The following is a 19858-nucleotide window of genomic DNA, read 5'->3' on the forward strand; positions in this document are numbered from 1 at the left end:
CTAAAAATGGCAATAGGGTTGTATTTGTTTACAACGTTTGCTGGCTCCGAGTTTGACAAGAGGTCTTTTTTATGGATAAATTTTATATACCCCCTCTGGATGGGGTGTTTTAAGGAGCTAGGTTATGAAGAAAATAATTTTGGCCTCGTGCCTGTTGGCCGCGGCGACGGCGTTCGCCCAATTTGGCGGTTTCGGTGGCCCTCAAGGTGGCGGCAGTGTGCCGGATGCCGACAAGACGGCCGACGTGAACTACGCTGGCGACGGAAAAACTTACCATACGCTGGACATTTACATTCCCAAGGAAGCGAAGGATTCATATCCGGTGGTCATCCATACTTACGGCAGCGCCTGGAGCATGAACAACATGAAAGGCTCCGCGGACTTGAGCACTATCTGTGCGGCTTATGCCAAGGCGGGCTATGCCGTCGTGACTCCGAACCATCGTTCGGCAAGCGATGCCATATATCCGGCGCAGTTGCACGACATCAAGGCCGTGGTGCGCTTTGTCCGTGGCAATGCGGCCAAGTACAAGTTCGACACGAATTTTGTGGCCGTTTCCGGGTTTTCTTCGGGTGGTCACCTTTCGAGCCTTGTGGCGACGACTTGCGGTTTGAAAGAGGGCAAGTCTGGCTCGGTGACCGTTGATTTGGTCGGCAATCTCGGTGAATTCACGTCGTTCAGCAGCTGCGTCGATGGAGCCGTTCTCTGGTCTCCTCCGACCGACATCTACACGATGAATCCCATCAGCATTGGCGGTTCCGGTACAATGGAAGGCGCCTTCATTGGTGTGGAACGCGAGGGCAACAAGGACAAATGGATGGTCGCAAGTTCGCCGTACTATGCGAGCGACGACGATCCGCCGGTTATCATTTTCCACGGAACTAAAGACCAGGTTGTGAACATCGAACAGAGCAAGGAACTTTACGACTCTCTCAAGCATCACAATGTGGTGGTGGAATTGGACACGGTGCCGAACGGTGAGCATGGCGGCAACGTGATGTACGCAACCGAAAACCTGAACAAGGCGGTCGCCTTCTTGGATAAGGCTCGCGAGGCCAAGGCCGCTGCCGCCGTAGTCCCGCCGGATACAAGCAAGCAGGATACGAGCGTGACTGATACGTCCAAGACGGATACGTTGCCGCCTGATACGCAGTCCATCGCAATTCACTCAATGCGCGTACCCATGCTTGCGCCGGTTTCTTACTCGGTGTATTCGCTTGACGGTACCTTGGTCTCGCGCTCTTCCGTGCTCAACAAGCAAGCGCTCAGGCCGGGCGTCTACTACGTGGTGTCGAAGTACAACACGGGTGAACGCAAGATGTTCCGTATCGTGAAGCGCTAGCACGGATACACTTGATACACTTTAGTATAATTTTTGCTAATTGGCGGTCCTGCGTGGGCCGCTATTCTTTATATTAATCTCTGGTGCATGGAACTTTCTTGCGCAAGAGAGGACAGTTTTGGAAAAGAATGATATCAAGCGGATTGCGCTTTTCGCAATCGTTGCCGCCGGTACATCGGCGGCTTTTGCTGCAAATGCCTACATAAACCAGGTTGGGTTCCGCCCTTCCGACCCCAAGGAAATTTCGCTGGTCGATGCCTCTGGCAATGTCGAGATTGTAAACGCATCGGGCCAGACCGTGCTTACGGTGACTCCAAGCGCTGCATCTTACTGGGATCCAAGCGGCCAGAATGTTCAGCTTGTAGATATCTCTAAACTGACTGCCGAGGGCAAGTATTCCATCAAGGTGGGCGGGCAGGTACTCCGCCAGGATCTGGTGGTCAAGAACAACACCTTCGCCGATGTCTACAAGGCGGCCATCAAGTGGTTCTACTACCAGCGTGCATCGATGGCGTTGGAATCCAGTTATGCGGGGCAGTGGAGCCGTGCGGCGGGCCACACGAACGCGACGGTTGAACTTCACAATTCTGCGGGTTCGGGCACCATCAATTCGACCAAGGGCTGGTACGATGCCGGCGACTACGGCCGCTATATCGTGAATTCGGGCATTACCACCTACACGCTCCTCTCGCTTTACGAACATTTCCCGGACTTTTTCAAGATGGCCAAGTGGAATATCCCTGCTGAGGGCAGCCTCCCGGACCTGCTCGCCGAAATCAAGTGGAATCTAGACTGGATGCTCACCATGCAGGCGTCTGACGGCACCGTTTACCACAAACTGACATCGCTCGGGTTCCCGGGCGACGTGATGCCCGCGCAGGATAACCTGAAGCTTTACGTTATCGGCAAGAGCGCCGAGGCCGCTTTTGACTTTGCTGGCGTGATGGCCTTGGCTTCGCGCGTGTATAAGCCGTTTGATGCGAGTTATGCGAGCAAGTGCCTAGAAGCGGCGAAGAAGGCCTACTCCTGGGGCTCGAATAACATGAACGTGCACTTTAAGGCGAATCCTTCTGACGTCTCGACGGGCGCTTACGAGGGTTCCGATGCTACCGACGAGAAACTTTTTGCGGGTACGGAACTTGCGATTACCACGGGCGATGCATCTTACAAGCAGTCGGGCACTTCGCCGTATGTCTCGTGGTGGGGCGGAATGGATGGAATTGCAACTTACGGCAAGGCAACGCATGCGTCCGTATTTAACGATGCAGGCGAAGCCAAGCAGAATATCCTCTCTACGGCCGACGGTTTCGTAGATCGCGCCAAGTCGGGATTCGGCGTGACGATGGCAAAGGGTGATTTTAACTGGGGCTCCAATTCGTCTGCCGCAAATCAGGGCGTTTGGCTGCTGCATGCCTACTACCTCACCGGCAACGAAAAGTATTATACGGCAGCCTTGAAGGCGTTCGATTACCTGCTCGGCAAGAACCCGCTTGACATGTCGTTCGTGACGGGTTATGGCTCCAAGTCCCCGATGCACCCGCATCACCGTCCGAGTACTTCGGACAACGTAACTGAACCGATTCCCGGCATGCTTGTGGGTGGCCCGCACTCTGGCGGCGATGACGTTGGTTCCGCTGCCGAATGGAAGTGTGCCGACTATAGGACGGGACATGTGGCGAAGGATTATACCGATCAGCAGTGCAGTTTCGCAACGAACGAGGTGGCTATCAACTGGAACGCCCCGCTCGCCTACTTGGCTGGTGCGCTCGAGGCGATTAATGCCGGGTATGCACCCTCGTTTGCGGTGGAAGGTGTCGCAAGGAAGAATACGGCAACGTCATCCAGTTCTTCGCAGGGGAACCCACCGCAGTTCAGTTCTAGTTCCAGCGTCGTTCCGCAGTCGAGCTCTAGCTCGACAATTGTGCCCACGAGCAGTTCGTCTACGACTGCCATACGTGATTTCGGGTACGAGGCCGACTCGGGCAAAGACGCTAGCCCCAAGCTCCGCATGGATGGTCACAAGCTGTTTGTCGAGAAAAGCGGCAAGCGCTACGACCTCCGCGGTAACAGACTGCACTAATCCGCATTGTCATCCCTGACTTCTCTGTAATGTCATCCCCTGTCATCCTGGAGCCACGCAGTGGCGATAGGACCTGCCGGGGATCTTTGTTTTTTACTACATTGTCCCTTGATGGAAAGTATTTTTAGTAATGTACTGATGTTTGTGCTGGGCCTAGTGGCGCTCAGCTTTCTTGTGACGATTCACGAGCTCGGCCATTTTCTGGTCGCGAAGTGGAACAACGTCAAGGTGAACACGTTCAGCATCGGTTTCGGCAAGAAGTTAATCCGCTACAGGCGTGGCGAGACGGAATACTGCATTTCGGCAATTCCTTTCGGTGGATATGTGGCCATGGCGGGCGAGAATCCGGACACGCTCGAGGAGGGCGAGGTCCCTGACGAACGTGATTTCGTGGCGAAGTCCGTGGGCGCTCGCGCGGCGATTGCTTTCGCGGGCCCGTTCATCAATATCGTGTTTGCGTTCGTACTTTTGATGGTGCTCTACATGGTGGGAGTGCAGGAACCTGCGACGAACGAGCTCATCGTGGGCTTTGTTGGGAAGGATTCTCCGGCGGCAGCGGCAGGCATCCAGCCGGGCGATACCATTACCGAAATGAACGGTAAGCCGACGCAGGGCTGGGACGATTTCCGCGAGCAGATAGGCGTGAGCCTCGGTGCTAGCGTTCCCCTCACGGTGCATCGCGGCGGTGAACCGCTGACGCTTACTGTCGTTCCCGAAGAACTTGTAATACCGGCGCAGGATTCCACCGGTTCCGAAATCGCGATGGGCATTGGCGACATTGGCATTTACCCGCGCAACCGCGTCATTGTGCGCGTTCCGCCTGTAGAAGGTTCCGCCGCGGCGAATGCGGGAATCCTCCAGAACGATACGATTTTTGAAATCAACGGCGAGCACATTTCCCGCTATGAGGAAGTCGTGCGCATTATCGACGGAAGCAAGGGCGAAACCGTCAACGTGACCGTCATCCGCAATGGTGACACTCTTACCAAGCCGCTTACTCCTGTATTCAACGAGGAATACAAGCGTTACATGGTCGGCATCCAGATGGGCTACGTGCTCTTCCGCGAAACGAAGATTGTACGCCGTGGCCCAGTGGAAGCGTTCACCAAGACGTGCGCCACCAGCTGGAAAATGACGACGAGTATTTTCCGTTACTTCAAGCGCATGTTCCAGGGCCAGGTGAAGGTCGATGCGTTCTCGGGTCCGGTCTCCATTGTCGCCGTGATGGGCAACGTCTGGATGAGCGGTTTCCAGGAATTCCTGATGCTGCTTGCCCTTATCAGCATCAACTTGGGCGTGATGAACCTGCTCCCGCTCGCGATTACCGACGGCGGCCTTTTGATGTTCCTCGGAATCGAGAAGCTGCGCGGCAAGCCACTTTCCACCAAGACGCAGAGCATTATTCAGAACGTCGCTGCAGCATTCTTCATCAGCTTCTTCGTGTTCATCACGATTCTTGACTTCGGCAAGCTTTCGCTGTTCCTGAAGTGAAACGCTTAATATTGTAGAAATATATTCCCATGATAACCGCAATCGTGATGACCCAGCTGATGGGGTAGACGACCATCAGTGAGGCGAACGAGTTGTACCTGGGGAACACAAAAATCACCCAGAGGATGCGGATGCCGCAAACGCCTGCCATGCAGGTGAGAGCTGGCGGTAGCGACTTGCCCATTCCAGAAAGTGCACCCGAAAATACGTCCAGGAAGACGTTGATGGCGAGGAGCCCGACCACTACGTACATGCGGATGGTCGCGATTTCGATGATATCGTTATTAGACGTGAATACGCTCAGCATGGGCCTTGCGAAAATACAGCAGAGCGCGCTCAACACGATGGTGGACGAACACCCGAGCAAGAGAGCCCAACGGACCGTGCGGCGGCAACGTTCCATATTTTTTGCCCCGAAGTTTTGCCCCACGAAGGTCACGCAAGCCTGCGAGAACGAACTTAGCCAGTAATATACGACGAATTCGTAATTGAGGGCGATGGACGATGCTGCCACTGTCGCGGAGCCCAGGCTGTTGATAGCCGATTGCAGGCACACGTTGCTGAACGAGAATACGACGCCGCGGAGTCCCGTCGGGATTCCCACGCGCAATATGCGGCTCAGGAAGAAGGGCGTCACGCGCAACTTCCAGAATTCCAGCTTGAAGGGACCCACCTCGTGCATGAGCATGTAGAACAAGGTGATTCCGCTGATGACGTTGGCGATGACGGTTGCAATGGCTACGCCCGATACGCCCATGTCAAAGCCAGCTACTAGAATCAAGTTTAGCGCCACGTTCACGGCTCCCGCCACCATGAGCACGTAAAGCGGCCGCTTTGTATCGCCCTTGCTGCGCAGAATGGCTGCGACAAAGTTGTAGATCATCACGAAGGGCATCCCGGCAAAGTAGATTTGCAGGTAGCGCACCGCCAAGTCCAGGATGTCGGCTGGCGTTGAAATCAGTTCGAGAATCGGCCTTGCAAAAAAGATGCCTACAAACGAGAGCAATATCCCGCTAAAGAACGCTATCATCACCGACGTGTGGACACTGCGGGTTACGGAGCGGTAACTGCGCGCGCCGATGGAATTGGCCACCACTACGTTCGCGCCTACGGAAATCCCGACGAACAGGTTGATGAGCATGTTGATGACGAACGTGTTCGCGCCGACGGCCGCCAGTGCCTTGTCGCCCGCGAACTGCCCCACTACGGCGACATCTGCCAGGTTGAACATCTGCTGGAAAATGCTGCTCAGGGCAATAGGGATGGCAAACCTCAGGATTTTTCTCCCGAGGGGCCCGTTCAGCATATCTATGTTCGTCTTTGCCGCCGTCATGCAGTACCTTGAAAACGGGCGTAAATTTAGTTTTTTAAATTGTGGGAACAGAAAGGATTGTATTTCGATGAACTCTATTATCATCTACGGGAGCCGTTATGGCTCGACAAAACGCTACGCCGAACGCCTCGCTGAAATCGCGGGGCTCAAGGCCGTTTTCTACACCGACGTGAAGAACGTTGCCGATTATGACCGCGTCGTCTATCTGGGCGCCCTCTGCGCAGGTGGCGTCATGGGCCTCAAGAAAACGGTTTGCGGCCTCTCTGCAAATCAGGAACTGTTTGTTGCGACCGTCGGTCTCGCCGATCCGACCGATGCCGAAAACGTCAACCATATCAGGGGCTGCATCAAGAAGCAGGTTCCCGCATCGCATTACGACGAAAGCAAAATCTTCCACCTTCGCGGCGCCATCGATTACACCAAACTCGGCCTGAAGCATCGAATCATGATGAAGCTCCTGTATTCAAAGGTCTTGAAAATTCCCGAAGCGGAGCGTAACGCCGAAGTCCGCGCCCTCATCGCCACCTACGGCAAGCAAGTGGACTTCGTGAATCTCGATACCCTGGAACCGATTGTCAAGGCGCTGTAAAATGGGCCACCAAGTGATGGAAACAGAACGATTCATATTGCGCCACTGGCAAGAAAGCGATGCCGCGGCGTTGTTCAAATATGCGAGCGACCCGGAAGTGGGGCCGCGTGCAGGTTGGCCTCCGCACAAGTCCGTAGAAGAAAGCCAGGAAATCATCCGCACCATTTTCAGCGGGGAAGGAATGTGGGCCGTCATCTGGAAAGAGACGAATGAAGCCATCGGTTGCGTTGGCTATCTGCCGTCAACCGCTTCGAACTTGAAAATTGCGGAAACCGAATGCGAAGTGGGCTACTGGATTGCCCGCCCGTATTGGGGAAAGGGAATTTGCACCGAAGCGATGAAGTTGGTGGTAGACTACTGCATTCGCGTGAAAGGCTTTACCACTCTTTGGGGCGACTACTTTCTCGACAATCCGTCATCGGGCCGCGTGATGGAAAAATGCGGGTTCGTCGATACCGGCAAAGAAACGTTGTGCCCAAGCCTTGTCGTGGGTGCCGACCGCCCCGTAAGAGTAATGAAACTGGAAGCAAGCCACAAAACAATTAAACAGTAATTCATCATGGCAAAAGAAATCGATCCGAAAAGCACCACTAGAGCAATGGCGTTCAAACTTTGGATGCAAGCTCCGAATCCGATGGTGACATTCTTCAAAACATTGAACGTCACAAGGCTTGTAAAGGTCAGCAAGAAACGCGGCCTGAAATTCAACATGCTTATGGATTACTGCATCGGCAAGGCGGCTGCGAGCGTTAAGGAATTTTATATGCTTCCGGTAAACGGCAAGTTGATGCAATACGATTCCATTGCGGTCAATACAATCGTCAAGAACAGCAAAGGCGAAGTCAGTTCTTGCGACATTCCGTTTTCCGAGGACTTGGCAACATTCAACCGCGATTACCTCAAGTACACAAAAATCGTAGCGGAAAGTTGTGAGGATTGGGACTTGTCCGAGAACAGCATGGTCATCGGCACGTCGGCTATTATCGATACCGAAATCGATGGCGCTGTCGGCATGAATTCCGGCATTTTCAACAACCCGTTTATGATTTGGGGCCGTTTCAGGCGAAAACTTTTCCGCTATGAATTGCCGGTTTCGTTCCAGTTCCACCACACGCAAATGGATGGAGCTCACGCCGGGAAGTTCCTCGCGAACTTGCAAAAAGCCATTGACGACCTACGCTAAAAAACGGTGACATTTTTTTTTGCGGAATCCCTTGACGAATCGTTTTTATTAGTGTACATTTGAGCAAAAGCGGAGAACGATTATGACGAATAATGCTATTATCAGCTGCTGCGGCTCCGATTGCAGCGTATGCTATTGCTATGGAAAGATGTGCCAGGGATGCAATGCCTCATGCGGCAAAGTCTTCCATTGCCCCGAAGGCGAGGAATGCGCTATTTATCACTGCTGTGTTACGAAGAATGGCTATAAATCCTGCGGCGAATGCGACAAACTCCCGTGCGACATTATTCTCGGCACGAGAGATCCGAAGATGACTGAAGAAGAATTCATGAAGAGTGTGGAAGAAAGAGTAAACCGTCTTAAAGGGAATAAATAAGATGCCCTTTGACTTCAAGAAAGAATACAAAGAATTCTACATGCCGAAAGGCAAGCCGGAAATTGTCACCGTTCCGGCGATGAACTATATCGCTGTCCGTGGTAGCGGCAACCCGAATGAAGAAGGCGGTGACTACAAGAAGTCAATTGAACTTCTGTACGGAATCGCATACACGATTAAGATGAGTAAAAAGGGTGACCACAAAATCGAAGGTTACTTTGATTACGTGGTGCCACCGCTTGAAGGATTCTGGTGGCAGGACGACGTTGACGGAATCGATTACAGCCACAAGGAAAATTTCCAGTGGATTTCTGTCATCAGGCTCCCTGACTTTGTTACCAAAGCCGATTTTGATTGGGCTGTTGACGAGGCGACCCGCAAAAAGAAAATGGACTTTTCGAAAGTCGAATTTCTAGAAATCGAGGAAGGGCTTTGCGTACAGTGCATGCATTCCGGCTCGTACGACGACGAACCCGCGTCAATCGCTGCAATGGACAAGTTTATCGCCGACAACGGTTACGAAAATGACATCTCGGACACGAGGCGTCATCACGAGATTTACCTCTCCGACGCGCGCAAAGTCGCCCCGGAAAAGTTGAAAACAGTCATCCGCCACCCGATAAAGAAGAAATAAAAGGAGGACCTATGGAAATGAAATTTTGTCAAAGCTGCGGAATGCCGCTCACGCCGGAAATCTTGGGCACCAACGCCGACGGCAGCAAGAGCGAAGAATACTGCATCTACTGCTATAAAGACGGTGCCTTCACCGGCGACTTCAATATGGAACAGATGGTCGAATTCTGCTCGCAGTTCGTTGATGAATTCAACAAGAATACAGGCAAGAGCCTCACCCGCGAAGAATACAAGGCGGAGCTGCGCAAGTACTTCCCGACACTCAAACGCTGGCGACTTCCGGCAGACCAATTGCCGCATGCCACCTCGCCCATGAAGCAGAAGTTCATCGAAGAGGTAAACGCGCTTAATATCAAGGACATGCCGAAAATCGACAACCTCTTTGTGCTGCAGGGCTCGTTCATCAATCAGGAATACAAGATCAACGGCAACACCGTCAAGCTCCTGGACGATAACGCAAGCTACTGGGGCAACCAAGTCGAAAAAATTGGTGCCGAAGGCCGCTGCTTCGGAATCGCCTGCGACGAACGCTATATTCTCGTGAGCGAATACGGCAAAAACGGAGCTGATGCCGAAATTGTCGTATTCAAGAAACGGTAATGTTTAAGATATTACGCTTCTTTCCCGAGAACGGCGCGGGCGAGCTGGTCGGCGCATGAAGTCGGCTTCCCGCCGCAGGTGTTGCCCAAGAGCTTTGCCGCAATATCTTCGGCGCGCATGCCTTCGCAGAGTTTCGCAATCGCCTTCAGGTTGCCGTTACATCCGCCCGTAAAGCGGATGTTCCTGATTTTGTCTCCGTCGCGCGTGAATTGGATTGTCGTCGCGCAAACGCCTCTAGTCTTGAAAGTCTCTTCCATACGTGTCTCGGGGTTGAATGTCTGCCTTAAATATACAATGATTCCCGATAAAAGCGCAGAATGTTCTGATGGAAATAAGCCTGTATTCATCTGTGTTTTTTAAATTATGTTATATCAAAATCAGGAGAGAACAATTATGAAACGTATAAGAGATTTCTTTGGTTACTTGCTGGGCGGAGTTCTTTTTGTTGCCTTGATCCCGACAATCATGTGGCTTGCGTCTGGCATGCCCACGCTGTGGCCGGTCGATACGTGGCGTTGCATTGTGGCGCCTGTCGTGATGCTTGTGGGCCTTGTGCTGAGTATTTGGACTATCGTCTACATGCGCAATCGTGGCAAAGGAAACCCGATGGATGCTTTCGGCCACGAAGTGGCCCCGCGTACGCAGCATCTGATGATTGAAGGTCCGTACAAGATTAACCGCAACCCGATGCTTACAGGAACCCTCGTTTATCTCGTGGGTGCCGCCGTGTGGCTGTGGACTTGGCAATCGTGCGTTGTATTTGTCGCCTTCTTTGCCATCATGATGGTGCAGGTGCTGAGCGAAGAAAAACGCCTCCGCCGCGACTTCGGCGAAGAATACGAAGAGTATTGCAAACACTCACGAAGGTTTTAGTAAATGAAGTTTTTAGCAGTATTCCTTTTGACTCTTTCGTTGGTGGCGACAAGTTCTTTTGCAGTGTCGCTGAATCCTCCGCTGGTTCTGTCGATGCAGGAATATGAAGGCACTATGACCTCCGACGATTTTGACTATAATGAAAGATCGGAGGCTGATTTCAGTTTCTTTAAACCCTTTGTGGGCGTAATCTCGTTTATGCTTGTTATTTTTGGTTTTTCCTGGGGTGTGATGGGGGCAGCGGAACTCAAGGACGGGGGCGATAACGGAGGTGCGATGCTTGGTGGTGGCCTAGGTATAACTGCTTTAGGGGCCCTAGGCATGTACTGGGCGTTTTGATGTGCAAATTTTTCTAAATTATCCTTCCGTAACAGTAAAGGATACGCTATATGAATATTCTCGTCGTTGGTAGTGGTGGTCGTGAACATGCCATCGCTCTTGCAGTCAAGAAGTCGCCGCTGTGCGATACTCTCGTGTGCGCTCCGGGCAACCCGGGCATGGCAAACCTCGGCAAGTGCGTGCCGGTGGATGTGGCCGACCCGAAGGCAATCGCTGACCTCGCCGTAGCAGAGCATATTGACCTCGCAGTCATCGGCCCCGAAATTCCGCTGGTCGCGGGCGTGGTGGATGAATTCCGCCGTCGCGGTCTTCGCGCATTCGGCCCGACTGCGGCTGCTGCCGCGCTCGAAGGCTCCAAGGCCTTCAGCAAGGATATCATGAAGAAGTACAACGTGCCGACGGCAGCCTTCGAGACCTTCACCGATCTCGCCTCCGCGAAGAAGTTCCTTGCCGAACACCCGGCTCCGATCGTGGTGAAGGCGTCGGGCCTCGCTGCGGGCAAGGGCGCCATCGTCTGCATGACCGACAAGGAAGCGAACGACGCTGTCGAAGAAATGCTCGGCGACAAGGCCGTCTTCGGCGAATCCGGCAAGACGGTCGTGATTGAAGAATTCATGGACGGCGAAGAAGCCTCCATCTTCGTGGTTTGCGACGGCAAGGACTACGTGATTCTCTCTTCTGCCCAGGACCACAAGCGCGTCTTTGACGACGACAAGGGCCCGAACACCGGTGGAATGGGCGCCTACAGCCCGGCTCCGGTGGTGACGGACGCTCTCCTCGACGAGGTGAAAAAGACGATTATCGAACCGACCCTCAAGGGCATGGCCGCCGAAGGCAAGCCCTACACGGGCGTGCTCTACGTGGGCATCATGGTGACTGCGAAGGGCCCGAAGGTCGTGGAATACAACTGCCGCCTCGGCGACCCCGAATGCCAGATTGTGCTCCCGCTCTACGACGGCGATGTGCTCGCATTGTTCGATGCTGCCGAAAAGGGCGAACTCGCCAAGCTCGGTGCCCCGAAGGCTCCGAAGGGCAGCTCCGCTATCGTTGTGCTCGCAAGCGCCGGTTATCCGGGCTCCTACGAAAAGGGCAAGGTCGTCACGGGTATCGAAGAAGCCGAAAAGAACGGCGCCCAGGTGCTCCACGCCGGTACCAAGATGGTCGATGGCAAGCTGGTCACGAACGGTGGTCGCGTGTTCGGCGTGGTGGGCCATGGCGAAACGCTCCAGGCCGCTCTCGACATCGCTTACGAAGCCGCCGAGAAGGTTCAGTTCGAAGGCAAGTTCTACCGCAAGGACATCGGCAAGAAGGGCTTGGCCCGTCTCGCCAAGATGGCGAAATAAGAGGTAACAAAATGGATTTGAAAGAAAATGCAAAGGTCGGTATCGTTGCGGGTAGCAAGTCCGACCAGGAAACTGTAGATAAAATCACCGCCGTGCTTGACAGCTTCGGCATCGTGTGGGAATACAACATCCTCTCTGCACACCGCACCCCGAACGCCACCGCGAAGTATGCTCGCGAAGCCGCCGGGCGAGGCCTCCAGGTCCTCATCGGTGTCGCTGGCCTCGCTGCAGCCCTCCCGGGCGTGCTCGCAGGGCACACCATCCTTCCCGTTATCGGTCTGCCCTGCGCCGGCGGCCCGCTCAACGGCGTCGATGCCCTGCACTCCATCGTGCAGATGCCCCCGGGAATCCCGGTGGCAACAGTCGGCATCGGCAACGGCAAGAATGCCGGTTACCTCGCCGCCCACATCGTCGCCATCGCAGATCCGGCTGTCCGTGAGAAGCTCGTCGCTTACCGCAAGAGCCTCGGGGATATCGAGGGCTAGTCTGCGTGATGTTTAGGAGGAACACCATGCCCGGTGCAAGGATTGTCGCGCTCGCGATGTTCCTTGCCGCATTCTGCTTCGCGGGCGAACCGAACCTGCCGGAGGTCAAGGCCCCGTGGATGAAGGGCGAACGCTTGACCTTCAGTCTCGGTTGGGGCCCGATTACCGCGGGTGAGGCTACGCTTGAAGTGAAACCCCTCCCGGAGGGCAAGACGGAGTTCCTCTCGTTCGCGCAGGGCAACAGCACCATCACGCGCATCTACCCCGTGTACGATACGGTCTATACCCGTGTGCGCAACAAGGGACTCATGACCGAGGTCTTCCGCAAGCAGCTGCACGAGGGCAAGTTTCACAATACTTCCGTCATCCGCTTCGACCGCAAGGGCGAGAAGGCCTGGCTTTCCGACACGGTGTTCACCGACATGAAGACCCGCAAGGTCAAACGCTCTGCCGATACCGCGGTCACCATCCAGGGCATGGAGCACAGCATTATGTCGGCGTTCTACTACGTGCGCACGATGCCCCTCACGGTCGGCGATACGACCCGTTTTTCGGCGGTGAGCGGCAAGAAGCGTTACGAACTGAAGGTGCTAGTCCACGGGCGGGAATCGCTCAAGACGGTTATCGGAAACGTGAATACGGTCAAGGTGGAACCGGTGCTCGACGGCGACGGAATATTCAACTCCAAGGGCCGTATTTTCATCTGGCTCACGGACGATGACCGCCGGATTCCGGTGCTCATGCAATGCGAAATCGCGTTGGGGAGTATCAAGGCGAAGCTCACCAAGGCGGAATAGGTCGAAAATCTCCCTAAAAGTGCCTTTTTTTGCCAAGATTAAGGAACTTTTACAACAATGTGTTTGGAAAAAAAGCGGATAATAATTTATATTCCAAAGGTGATTTTATAATCAGAGGCTTTTAATGTTTAAAAAAGTGATTTTGTTGCTGTGCGTGCTCTGTCTTATGGCATGGGCTGGCAAGCCCAAGGCTAAGTCTGCTGCTCCTGCGCCCAAGGCTGCCGTTGAAGACGAATTTGATGACAGCGGTTTTGAATCGGCAGATTCCGAAGAATCGTCTCAGGCAAGTGTTGCTGGCGACGACGATGAGGATTTCGAAGAGGCTGAGGACCCCTCTCTTACGGGTGCCCAGAAAGCAGACCTCGATGCCCGCAAGAAGTTCGAAGAAGAGCAGCGTCTGGATGAATACGCCAACTCCCTGCGCCGTCGTAACTGGCTCAAGGACCGTCTGATTTTCCAGATCGGTATGGGTTCCCGTTACCCGTTCATGGGTGAAACCGGCATGGGTATGGGCTTTGGTCTCGGCGCCGAATACATCACGCGCTGGGGCCTTGGTGTCTACGCGTCCGGCGGTCTTCTTCCCAAGGGCGATGACAACGACTTCGAAGGTATTGAACTCGAGGGAGGCTACGGCTACAAGGTGGGTATCAACTACTACCTCTTCCCGAAGAACCCGCTGCACTTGGGTGTGTCTGCCTCTTATGGTACGGTATACTACGACCACAACGTGGAACCGAAGGACGGCGTCCGTCCGCTTATCACGGTTAACGGCTACCAGTTCGACGTGCTTATCTCCTACATGACCAACGAATGGTACTACCTGCAGTTCTCCGTGGGTATGTACTACTCTCCCGAACTGGGCAAGGAAACTCCGGAAGAAAACCCGAGCCTGCGCTACCAGTCCGAAGGTAGTTCTAAGATCATTTCGTCCGTGGTCAATCCCGATGGCATGAGCAAGACGGGTATTGTTTTCGGCATTGCTATCGGCTATGCGCTTCCGGAATTCTTCCCGGACGATACCGAAAAGCGCCGCCGCCAGCGTGAGAAGGAACGCAACCGCTCCAGGTAATCTGGACTTGGGAAAGTTTGAAAACCGTGGGCTGTGCCTGCGGTTTTTTTTGTATTGGGGAGCCGTTGTCCCGCCGACTTTCTATCTTTGGGCTACTATGGCAACCATCCCTACCCTCAAAGAAAATCTCGTTATTGAAAATATCCGCCCGAATATCGAGGGCGGCCGTTTTATGCTCAAGCGCGAACCGGGCGATTCCGTGACTCTCCAGGCGGACATTTTCCGCCACAGCCACGAGAAGTACGACGCCGCGATTTTCTATCGCCACGTGAGCAAGAAGAAGTGGGAGAAGGCTCCCATGCATTTCGTGGATAACGACCTCTGGGAAGGTACGTTTACGGTCAACAGCATTGGCTACTACGAATACAAGATTTGTGCCTGGACAAAGGAACCGAAGGATGTCCCGACGGAAAGCCCCGTGATGAAGCTCCGCGTGGACCCCTCCTACAGCCGCATCGGCACATGGTACGAAATGTGGCCGAAGAGCCAGGGAACGGACCCCAAGAAGAGTGCGACCTGGAAGGATTGCGAAAAGCAACTCGACTACATTGCCGACCTCGGATTCGATACGGTCTACCTGGTGCCTATCCACCCGATCGGTGTCACCAACCGCAAGGGCGCAAACAACGCGCTGCATGCCAAGACCGACAAGAAGGGGAATCCGCTTGAACCGGGATGCCCGTATGCCGTAGGCAACAAGCACGGTGGCCACTATGACGTGGACCCGGAACTTGGCACCATGAAGGAATTCGAACATTTTGCGAAGGCTGCCCGCGAAAAGGGCCTGCGCCTCGCGCTCGATATCGCTCTCAACTGCAGCCCCGACCACCCGTACGTGAAGAGCCACCCGGAATGGTTCTACCACGAACCGGACGGCAGTATCAAGTTTGCGGAAAACCCGCCCAAGAAGTACGAGGATATCTACCCGTTCGACTACTACAACGAGAACTACAAGGCTCTCTGGCAGGAAATCGAGAATATTATCTTGTTCTGGGCCGACAAGGGTATTGAAATCTTCCGCATCGACAACCCGCATACCAAGCCGTTCCCGTTCTGGGAATGGCTCATCGCTGACGTGAAGGAAAAGCGCCCGGAACTCGTGTTCCTCGCCGAGGCCTTCACCCGCCCGAAGATGATGCACCGCCTTGCAAAATCCGGCTTCGACATGAGCTACACGTATTTCGCCTGGCGTAGCGCCAAGTGGGAATTCGAGCAGTACCTGAAGGAACTCACGCAGAGCGATGCCAAGGAATACATGCGCGGCATCTTCTTCCCGACCACTCCGGATATCTTCCCGAAGTACCTCGCTTACAAGGGACCGAACGCCTTCAAGCAGCGCTACTTCCTGGCCGGCACGCTTTCTAGCCTCACCGGCATGTACAACGGCTACGAGCTGTGCGAGAACATTCCCTCGCCGGTCAAGGAAGAACTCGCCGACAGCGAGAAGTACCAGTACAAGGTCCACAACTGGAAGGGCCCGGGTATCCAGGATTTCGTGCGCCGCGTGAATACCGCCCGACAGGAACATATCGCCTTGCAGGAATACGACAACCTGGACTTCCACTACTGCGCCAACGATCAGCTGATGGTCTACTCCAAGAAGACTGGCGATGACGTTATCTTGTGCGTATGCAACATGGACATGGACAACGCGCAGGAAGGTATGGTGGAACTCGACATGGGCAAGCTCGGACTTGCGCCGGATTCATTCTTCTTCCTGAAGGACCTGATTACCGACGAGAGTTTCGTCTGGCGCGGCAATCGCAACTTTGTGCGCCTTGACCCGGCAAAGGCTCCTGGCCACCTGCTCGTGCTCAAGAAGATCTAGTAGGTAATCGCCACGCATCTTCGATGCCTGCGATGACATTTTTAATATGAGAAAAGCCACACGTTTCCGTGCGGCTTTTTTGCGTATGATGAGTGGAATTCTAGAACAGGAATGTTTTCCCGAGGGAGGCCACGAACGAAGCGTTCGAGTTCGTGAACACGCCTCCGTGGAATCCGCTCGGGTGGAAGTACGAGATCCCCAGCTGGGTGTCCCACTCCTTCACCTTTTCGGCGAACGTGATGGCGTATTCGACAGATATGGCGCCTGCGCTCCCGTTCTCGCCGAAGCGGGGCCCGAACCAGGCAGAGGCGGTGGGCCTCCAGTCGAACTTTCCGTCGACATTCTTGACGAGATGCTGCGATTCTAGACGGTCACGCTTGCTCTCGAAGTCTCCGCCGCCTTGGTAGAACTGGAATCCGCCGGCAGCACCCAGAAACAGGTGGCTACCGATATTGAACTCTGCACCGGCGAGAATGCGTTCCTGAATATTCCAGAACGTATAGTCCTTGTCTCCGTCGTCGCTTGCGAGCCATTCGTTGTAGGTGCGGCTGCACGGGGTGTCATTGCAGCCGAACTGCAGCGTACCGGCATATCCTGCGACCGATGCGCTCACGAACAGCGGGGAAATTGCGCTTGCAGGGTGGAACCCGATGGTGGCTGCACCACCGCCTGCATTCACCTGCTCCACGTTGAGTCCGGTAGAGCCGATTGTGCCGAATGCGTCGACAGAAAGGTCGATTTGCTTTTCGCCTGCCGGCGAGATCTTCGGTTGGTGTGCCGTCGTCATCGGGGCCGATCCCATGGATTGCATTGAAGGGGCTATACACCCGGTCAATGCAAGGGCAGCGATACTTGCAGCCAGCAGTAATGGTTTCTTTGTATTCATTTTTCATCCCATTGTGGCTCCCCTTTTGGGGGAGGAATATGTTGTTCTCATAAATTACCTTATCCGTTATCCTGTGTCAATAATGGATGAGGGTCGGCTATTGGAGCTTTACGGACCGTATGGTGCAGGTCTCGTTGGCGTCCAGTGCCTGCAGGGTTAGGCGTGATGCCGAAAATCCGTTGCCTGCGGTGACATCCGTATTGATGATATCCTTGAGGGGTAAAACTTTGTTAACAAACTCATTTTGCATAGAGTTGTTACCAAGATTGACCTTCCCGTGCGAATAGGTGCCGAAATAGATTTCGCTGTTCCGGCATGTCGATCCGAGGTATTCGACCTTCAGTTCCTTGTAGTTGTCTAGCGAGAACGTTCCGCCGAAATCGAGATGGATGCCTGCGTATATCTCCTTGAAACTGAATTCGGTTGCATCGCTGTTCCCGACTTTAACCTGCTTGATTGTCGTGGAGGAGTTCCAGTTAACAGTCTTGTAGTTGGAGGGGAATAGCGTAGCGCTCCCGATATCGGCGGGTTTCTCGCTGAATGTCTTGAACGTGGTCAGCAGTCGCGTGTTCCTGAGGGTGACTTTGCCTCCATTGGAATTGAGTACCAGGCGGAACCAGCGGTACTTTGCCATCGCGCCCTTGACCGTAGGCATCTGCCAGCGTATGGCGTGGAAATCTCCATCCTGTACCACGTTTAGTTCTTCTAGCTGGACTTGGCCTCCGCCGCCCTTGTTCGGGGTCAGCAGGAGTTCTGCCTTCATCCAGTTGCTCTTGGGGCTTTCCACCTTGATTTCCGTTTCAAAAATTGCACCTTCGGGAACGTCCTTCGCGTTGTCAATCAGGGCGACGCGCTGCCATCCGGAAGGGAGCGTAAACTTTACTTCCTTGGTCGTCTCGGTGGCATCCTTGTTGTAGTCATAACGGATGTAGCCGAATTTCCTGGACTGGATCGCGCCTCCGTTAGCGATGATTTCGGGCATTGACGAGAGGTCCATGCAACTTGTGGTCGGGGAAAACATCCCGATGAGTTTTGCGTTGCGGAACTCCTTGTTTACGCTGTCGTAATCTGCCTTGGCGACCTCGCAGAGCAGGCGCCAGATTTCGGTCTGCATTCCCTTGAGTACGGTGCTGTCCATGCTTCCGTCCTTGTTTATGGGCGATTCGATATGCCTTCCACTGATGGATTCATTGTAGCGCGGGTGTGTTTCGTCAACTGCATAAACGGCTTTTGCGGTGGAACGCTTTCCCGGATTTTCAAACGGGAAACCTGCCTGCGATGTGCTGAATGCGCAATCCGAACGGATGGCCAGGTCCCCGTTGCATTGCAGGTCGATAGCGCTTGCTGTCGGGATGAATGTGCTGCTTGCCTGGTAAAGGGTGTCCGCTTCCCAGATGTTGTCGAAATTAATGGTATAGAGCGAGGCGCCGAAGGCCTTGAAGGTGTACGACATGTCGTCGGGAATGGCTTCCATCATGCCTTCGCGTAGCGAGTTGTATATTGTCCGCGCGAAGGGATAGGTGCTGCCCTGGATAAAGTCGTGTGAGGCTTCGCCCGTCTGGGACTTCTTCGTGTTCTGCGAGAGGTATTCGTAGACTCGGTTGTGCGAGAAAATCCCGGATTCCTTGTCGGTGGCGGCCATCTCGCTTACGGCACGGCCCCACGCCTCGTCGCCGTTTTTTGCGGTTCGGTTCAGGGAGTAGTACTTGTTTGCGTGCTTGGGGCTTTTCCCCTTCATTTGACCCTGCGAAAGGAGAATCGCGGGGAACCCCTTGTAGTTTGCCGCTTTGCGGTACTTGCCGAACAGGAACCGTGACGTGTCCGTCTTTACTTCGTAGGTGCTGTTTCCGGCTGTCGTGTTATAGAGCAGCAGGTCGCGCGCTCCCGGACTCGAAATCAGGTCGTAGAAAGCCTCTGCGGAGGCGACTCCGGCCTCGTTCGCCCAGAAGTCGATGGTGGATATCAGGCCACGCGGCATCACGGCACCCTGGTGCGGCGAATCTAGCGAGGCGTAGATTCGCACGGGCGCATCGGCGGCTTTGCGCGATGTGTCGTACAGGTAGGCGCCGTAGCGCCCGATGATGCCGCCCTGGCTTATTCCCAGGATGATAAAGCCGTCTCCGTGCCTGTTCGGGAAGGAAATAAGCGTGTTGTCGCTTAGGAACTTGAGCAACTTAGAGAGTGCGGCCGCATTGTCTTCGAGCCCAACCCTTACGGTCTGTGCAAACTGCACGAGTACGGGGGTGTATCCAAGGCTCGAAAGAATTTCAGGAATGCCGAAAGCCTCGGTTTCCTCGTACAGCTGTTCGAGGGTCCTGGCCTCGTCGGTACTCAGGTGGATTCCGTCGATGATAAAGAACGGCCTGCTGAGTGCAATCCCGTATTTCGCGGCGTCGTCTACGATAGGGTCAATGACCCTGATGCGGACATCCGGAGCCGCGTTCGCGATTTCCGTTTTCCCTTCTCGCGTATCGCATTGGGCCGGCTTCATGATGTCCGATATGCAGGGCTGCGAATGGTTCGAGAAGAAATGGAAGTCATGGGAGGCCGCCTCTGCTCCGGGTACGAGAGTGAAGCCAATTGCCAAGACGAGATGTATAAGTTTTTTCAT

20 protein-coding genes are annotated in these 19858 nt (G+C 54.3%); 16 read left to right on the forward strand and 4 right to left on the reverse strand.

Features of this window, described 5'->3' with window-relative positions:
- Positions 1–124 precede the first annotated feature (124 nt).
- From B7994_RS01040 to rseP, 3 genes are all read left to right on the forward strand, one after another.
- Positions 125–1342, forward strand: a complete 1218-nt coding sequence (locus B7994_RS01040) for an alpha/beta hydrolase (RefSeq protein ID WP_088636627.1) — start codon at positions 125–127, stop codon at positions 1340–1342.
- Between the two features lie 118 nt (positions 1343–1460).
- Positions 1461–3422 carry a glycoside hydrolase family 9 protein gene (locus B7994_RS01045; RefSeq protein ID WP_088636628.1) on the forward strand — a complete coding sequence of 654 codons (1962 nt, stop codon included), beginning with the start codon at positions 1461–1463 and terminating at the stop codon, positions 3420–3422.
- 111 nt (positions 3423–3533) lie between these two features.
- Complete coding sequence (gene rseP, locus B7994_RS01050; RefSeq protein ID WP_233142913.1) at positions 3534–4913, forward strand: RIP metalloprotease RseP; 1380 nt, start codon at positions 3534–3536, stop codon at positions 4911–4913.
- On the opposite strand, the gene B7994_RS01055 is transcribed toward rseP, so the two are convergent.
- Positions 4870–6246, reverse strand: coding sequence for an MATE family efflux transporter (locus B7994_RS01055; protein WP_088636630.1), 1377 nt, complete (start codon positions 6244–6246; stop codon positions 4870–4872). The genes rseP and B7994_RS01055 overlap by 44 nt on opposite strands.
- A gap of 67 nt (positions 6247–6313) precedes the next feature.
- On the opposite strand from B7994_RS01055, the gene B7994_RS01060 reads away from it, so the two are divergent.
- The 6 genes from B7994_RS01060 (at position 6314) to B7994_RS01085 (ending at position 9627) form a co-directional block, all read left to right on the forward strand.
- A complete protein-coding gene (locus tag B7994_RS01060) occupies positions 6314–6835 on the forward strand; it encodes a flavodoxin domain-containing protein (protein WP_088636631.1) in 522 nt (173 codons plus the stop codon).
- A gap of 1 nt (position 6836) precedes the next feature.
- A complete protein-coding gene (locus B7994_RS01065; protein ID WP_233142914.1) occupies positions 6837–7388 on the forward strand; it encodes a GNAT family N-acetyltransferase in 552 nt (183 codons plus the stop codon).
- 6 nt (positions 7389–7394) lie between these two features.
- Positions 7395–8018 (forward strand): CatA-like O-acetyltransferase, family 2, encoded by a 624-nt coding sequence (locus B7994_RS01070; RefSeq protein WP_088636633.1) that lies wholly within the window; start codon positions 7395–7397, stop codon positions 8016–8018.
- Positions 8019–8100: 82 nt separating this feature from the next.
- On the forward strand, positions 8101–8394 hold the full coding sequence (locus B7994_RS01075; RefSeq protein ID WP_088636634.1) for a DUF3795 domain-containing protein: 294 nt from the start codon (positions 8101–8103) through the stop codon (positions 8392–8394).
- Position 8395: 1 nt separating this feature from the next.
- Complete coding sequence (locus B7994_RS01080; RefSeq protein WP_088636635.1) at positions 8396–9028, forward strand: GyrI-like domain-containing protein; 633 nt, start codon at positions 8396–8398, stop codon at positions 9026–9028.
- Positions 9029–9039: 11 nt separating this feature from the next.
- Complete coding sequence (locus tag B7994_RS01085; protein ID WP_088636636.1) at positions 9040–9627, forward strand: zinc ribbon domain-containing protein; 588 nt, start codon at positions 9040–9042, stop codon at positions 9625–9627.
- Between the two features lie 11 nt (positions 9628–9638).
- Here B7994_RS01085 and B7994_RS01090 read toward each other — a convergent pair whose 3' ends face one another.
- Positions 9639–9884: a TIGR03905 family TSCPD domain-containing protein gene (locus tag B7994_RS01090; RefSeq protein ID WP_088636637.1), complete on the reverse strand. Its 246-nt coding sequence runs from the start codon at positions 9882–9884 to the stop codon at positions 9639–9641.
- Positions 9885–10020: 136 nt separating this feature from the next.
- Here B7994_RS01090 and B7994_RS01095 point away from each other — a divergent pair, with 136 nt between their 5' ends.
- From B7994_RS01095 to B7994_RS01125, 7 genes are all read left to right on the forward strand, one after another.
- Positions 10021–10500: an isoprenylcysteine carboxylmethyltransferase family protein gene (locus tag B7994_RS01095; protein WP_088636638.1), complete on the forward strand. Its 480-nt coding sequence runs from the start codon at positions 10021–10023 to the stop codon at positions 10498–10500.
- A 3-nt stretch (positions 10501–10503) separates the two neighbouring features.
- Complete coding sequence (locus tag B7994_RS01100) at positions 10504–10839, forward strand: hypothetical protein (protein WP_088636639.1); 336 nt, start codon at positions 10504–10506, stop codon at positions 10837–10839.
- 50 nt (positions 10840–10889) lie between these two features.
- Positions 10890–12182, forward strand: a complete 1293-nt coding sequence (gene purD, locus B7994_RS01105) for a phosphoribosylamine--glycine ligase (RefSeq protein ID WP_088636640.1) — start codon at positions 10890–10892, stop codon at positions 12180–12182.
- Positions 12183–12193: 11 nt separating this feature from the next.
- Positions 12194–12667, forward strand: coding sequence for a 5-(carboxyamino)imidazole ribonucleotide mutase (purE, locus tag B7994_RS01110; RefSeq protein WP_088636641.1), 474 nt, complete (start codon positions 12194–12196; stop codon positions 12665–12667).
- 26 nt (positions 12668–12693) lie between these two features.
- Positions 12694–13464: a DUF3108 domain-containing protein gene (locus tag B7994_RS01115; protein ID WP_233142916.1), complete on the forward strand. Its 771-nt coding sequence runs from the start codon at positions 12694–12696 to the stop codon at positions 13462–13464.
- 124 nt (positions 13465–13588) lie between these two features.
- Positions 13589–14533: a hypothetical protein gene (locus tag B7994_RS01120; protein ID WP_088636643.1), complete on the forward strand. Its 945-nt coding sequence runs from the start codon at positions 13589–13591 to the stop codon at positions 14531–14533.
- Between the two features lie 97 nt (positions 14534–14630).
- Positions 14631–16361, forward strand: a complete 1731-nt coding sequence (locus B7994_RS01125) for a maltotransferase domain-containing protein (protein ID WP_088637196.1) — start codon at positions 14631–14633, stop codon at positions 16359–16361.
- A 100-nt stretch (positions 16362–16461) separates the two neighbouring features.
- Here the strand turns inward: B7994_RS01125 and B7994_RS01130 are convergent, their stop codons facing one another.
- Together B7994_RS01130 and B7994_RS01135 are read right to left on the reverse strand one after the other, a co-directional pair.
- Entirely contained in the window at positions 16462–17247 is a 786-nt protein-coding gene (locus B7994_RS01130; RefSeq protein WP_144063694.1) for a hypothetical protein, read from the reverse strand.
- A gap of 97 nt (positions 17248–17344) precedes the next feature.
- Positions 17345–19858 (reverse strand): hypothetical protein, encoded by a 2514-nt coding sequence (locus tag B7994_RS01135; RefSeq protein WP_088636645.1) that lies wholly within the window; start codon positions 19856–19858, stop codon positions 17345–17347.

It is taken from the genome of Fibrobacter sp. UWR2 (assembly GCF_002210285.1).
Classification (GTDB): Bacteria; Fibrobacterota; Fibrobacteria; order Fibrobacterales; family Fibrobacteraceae; genus Fibrobacter.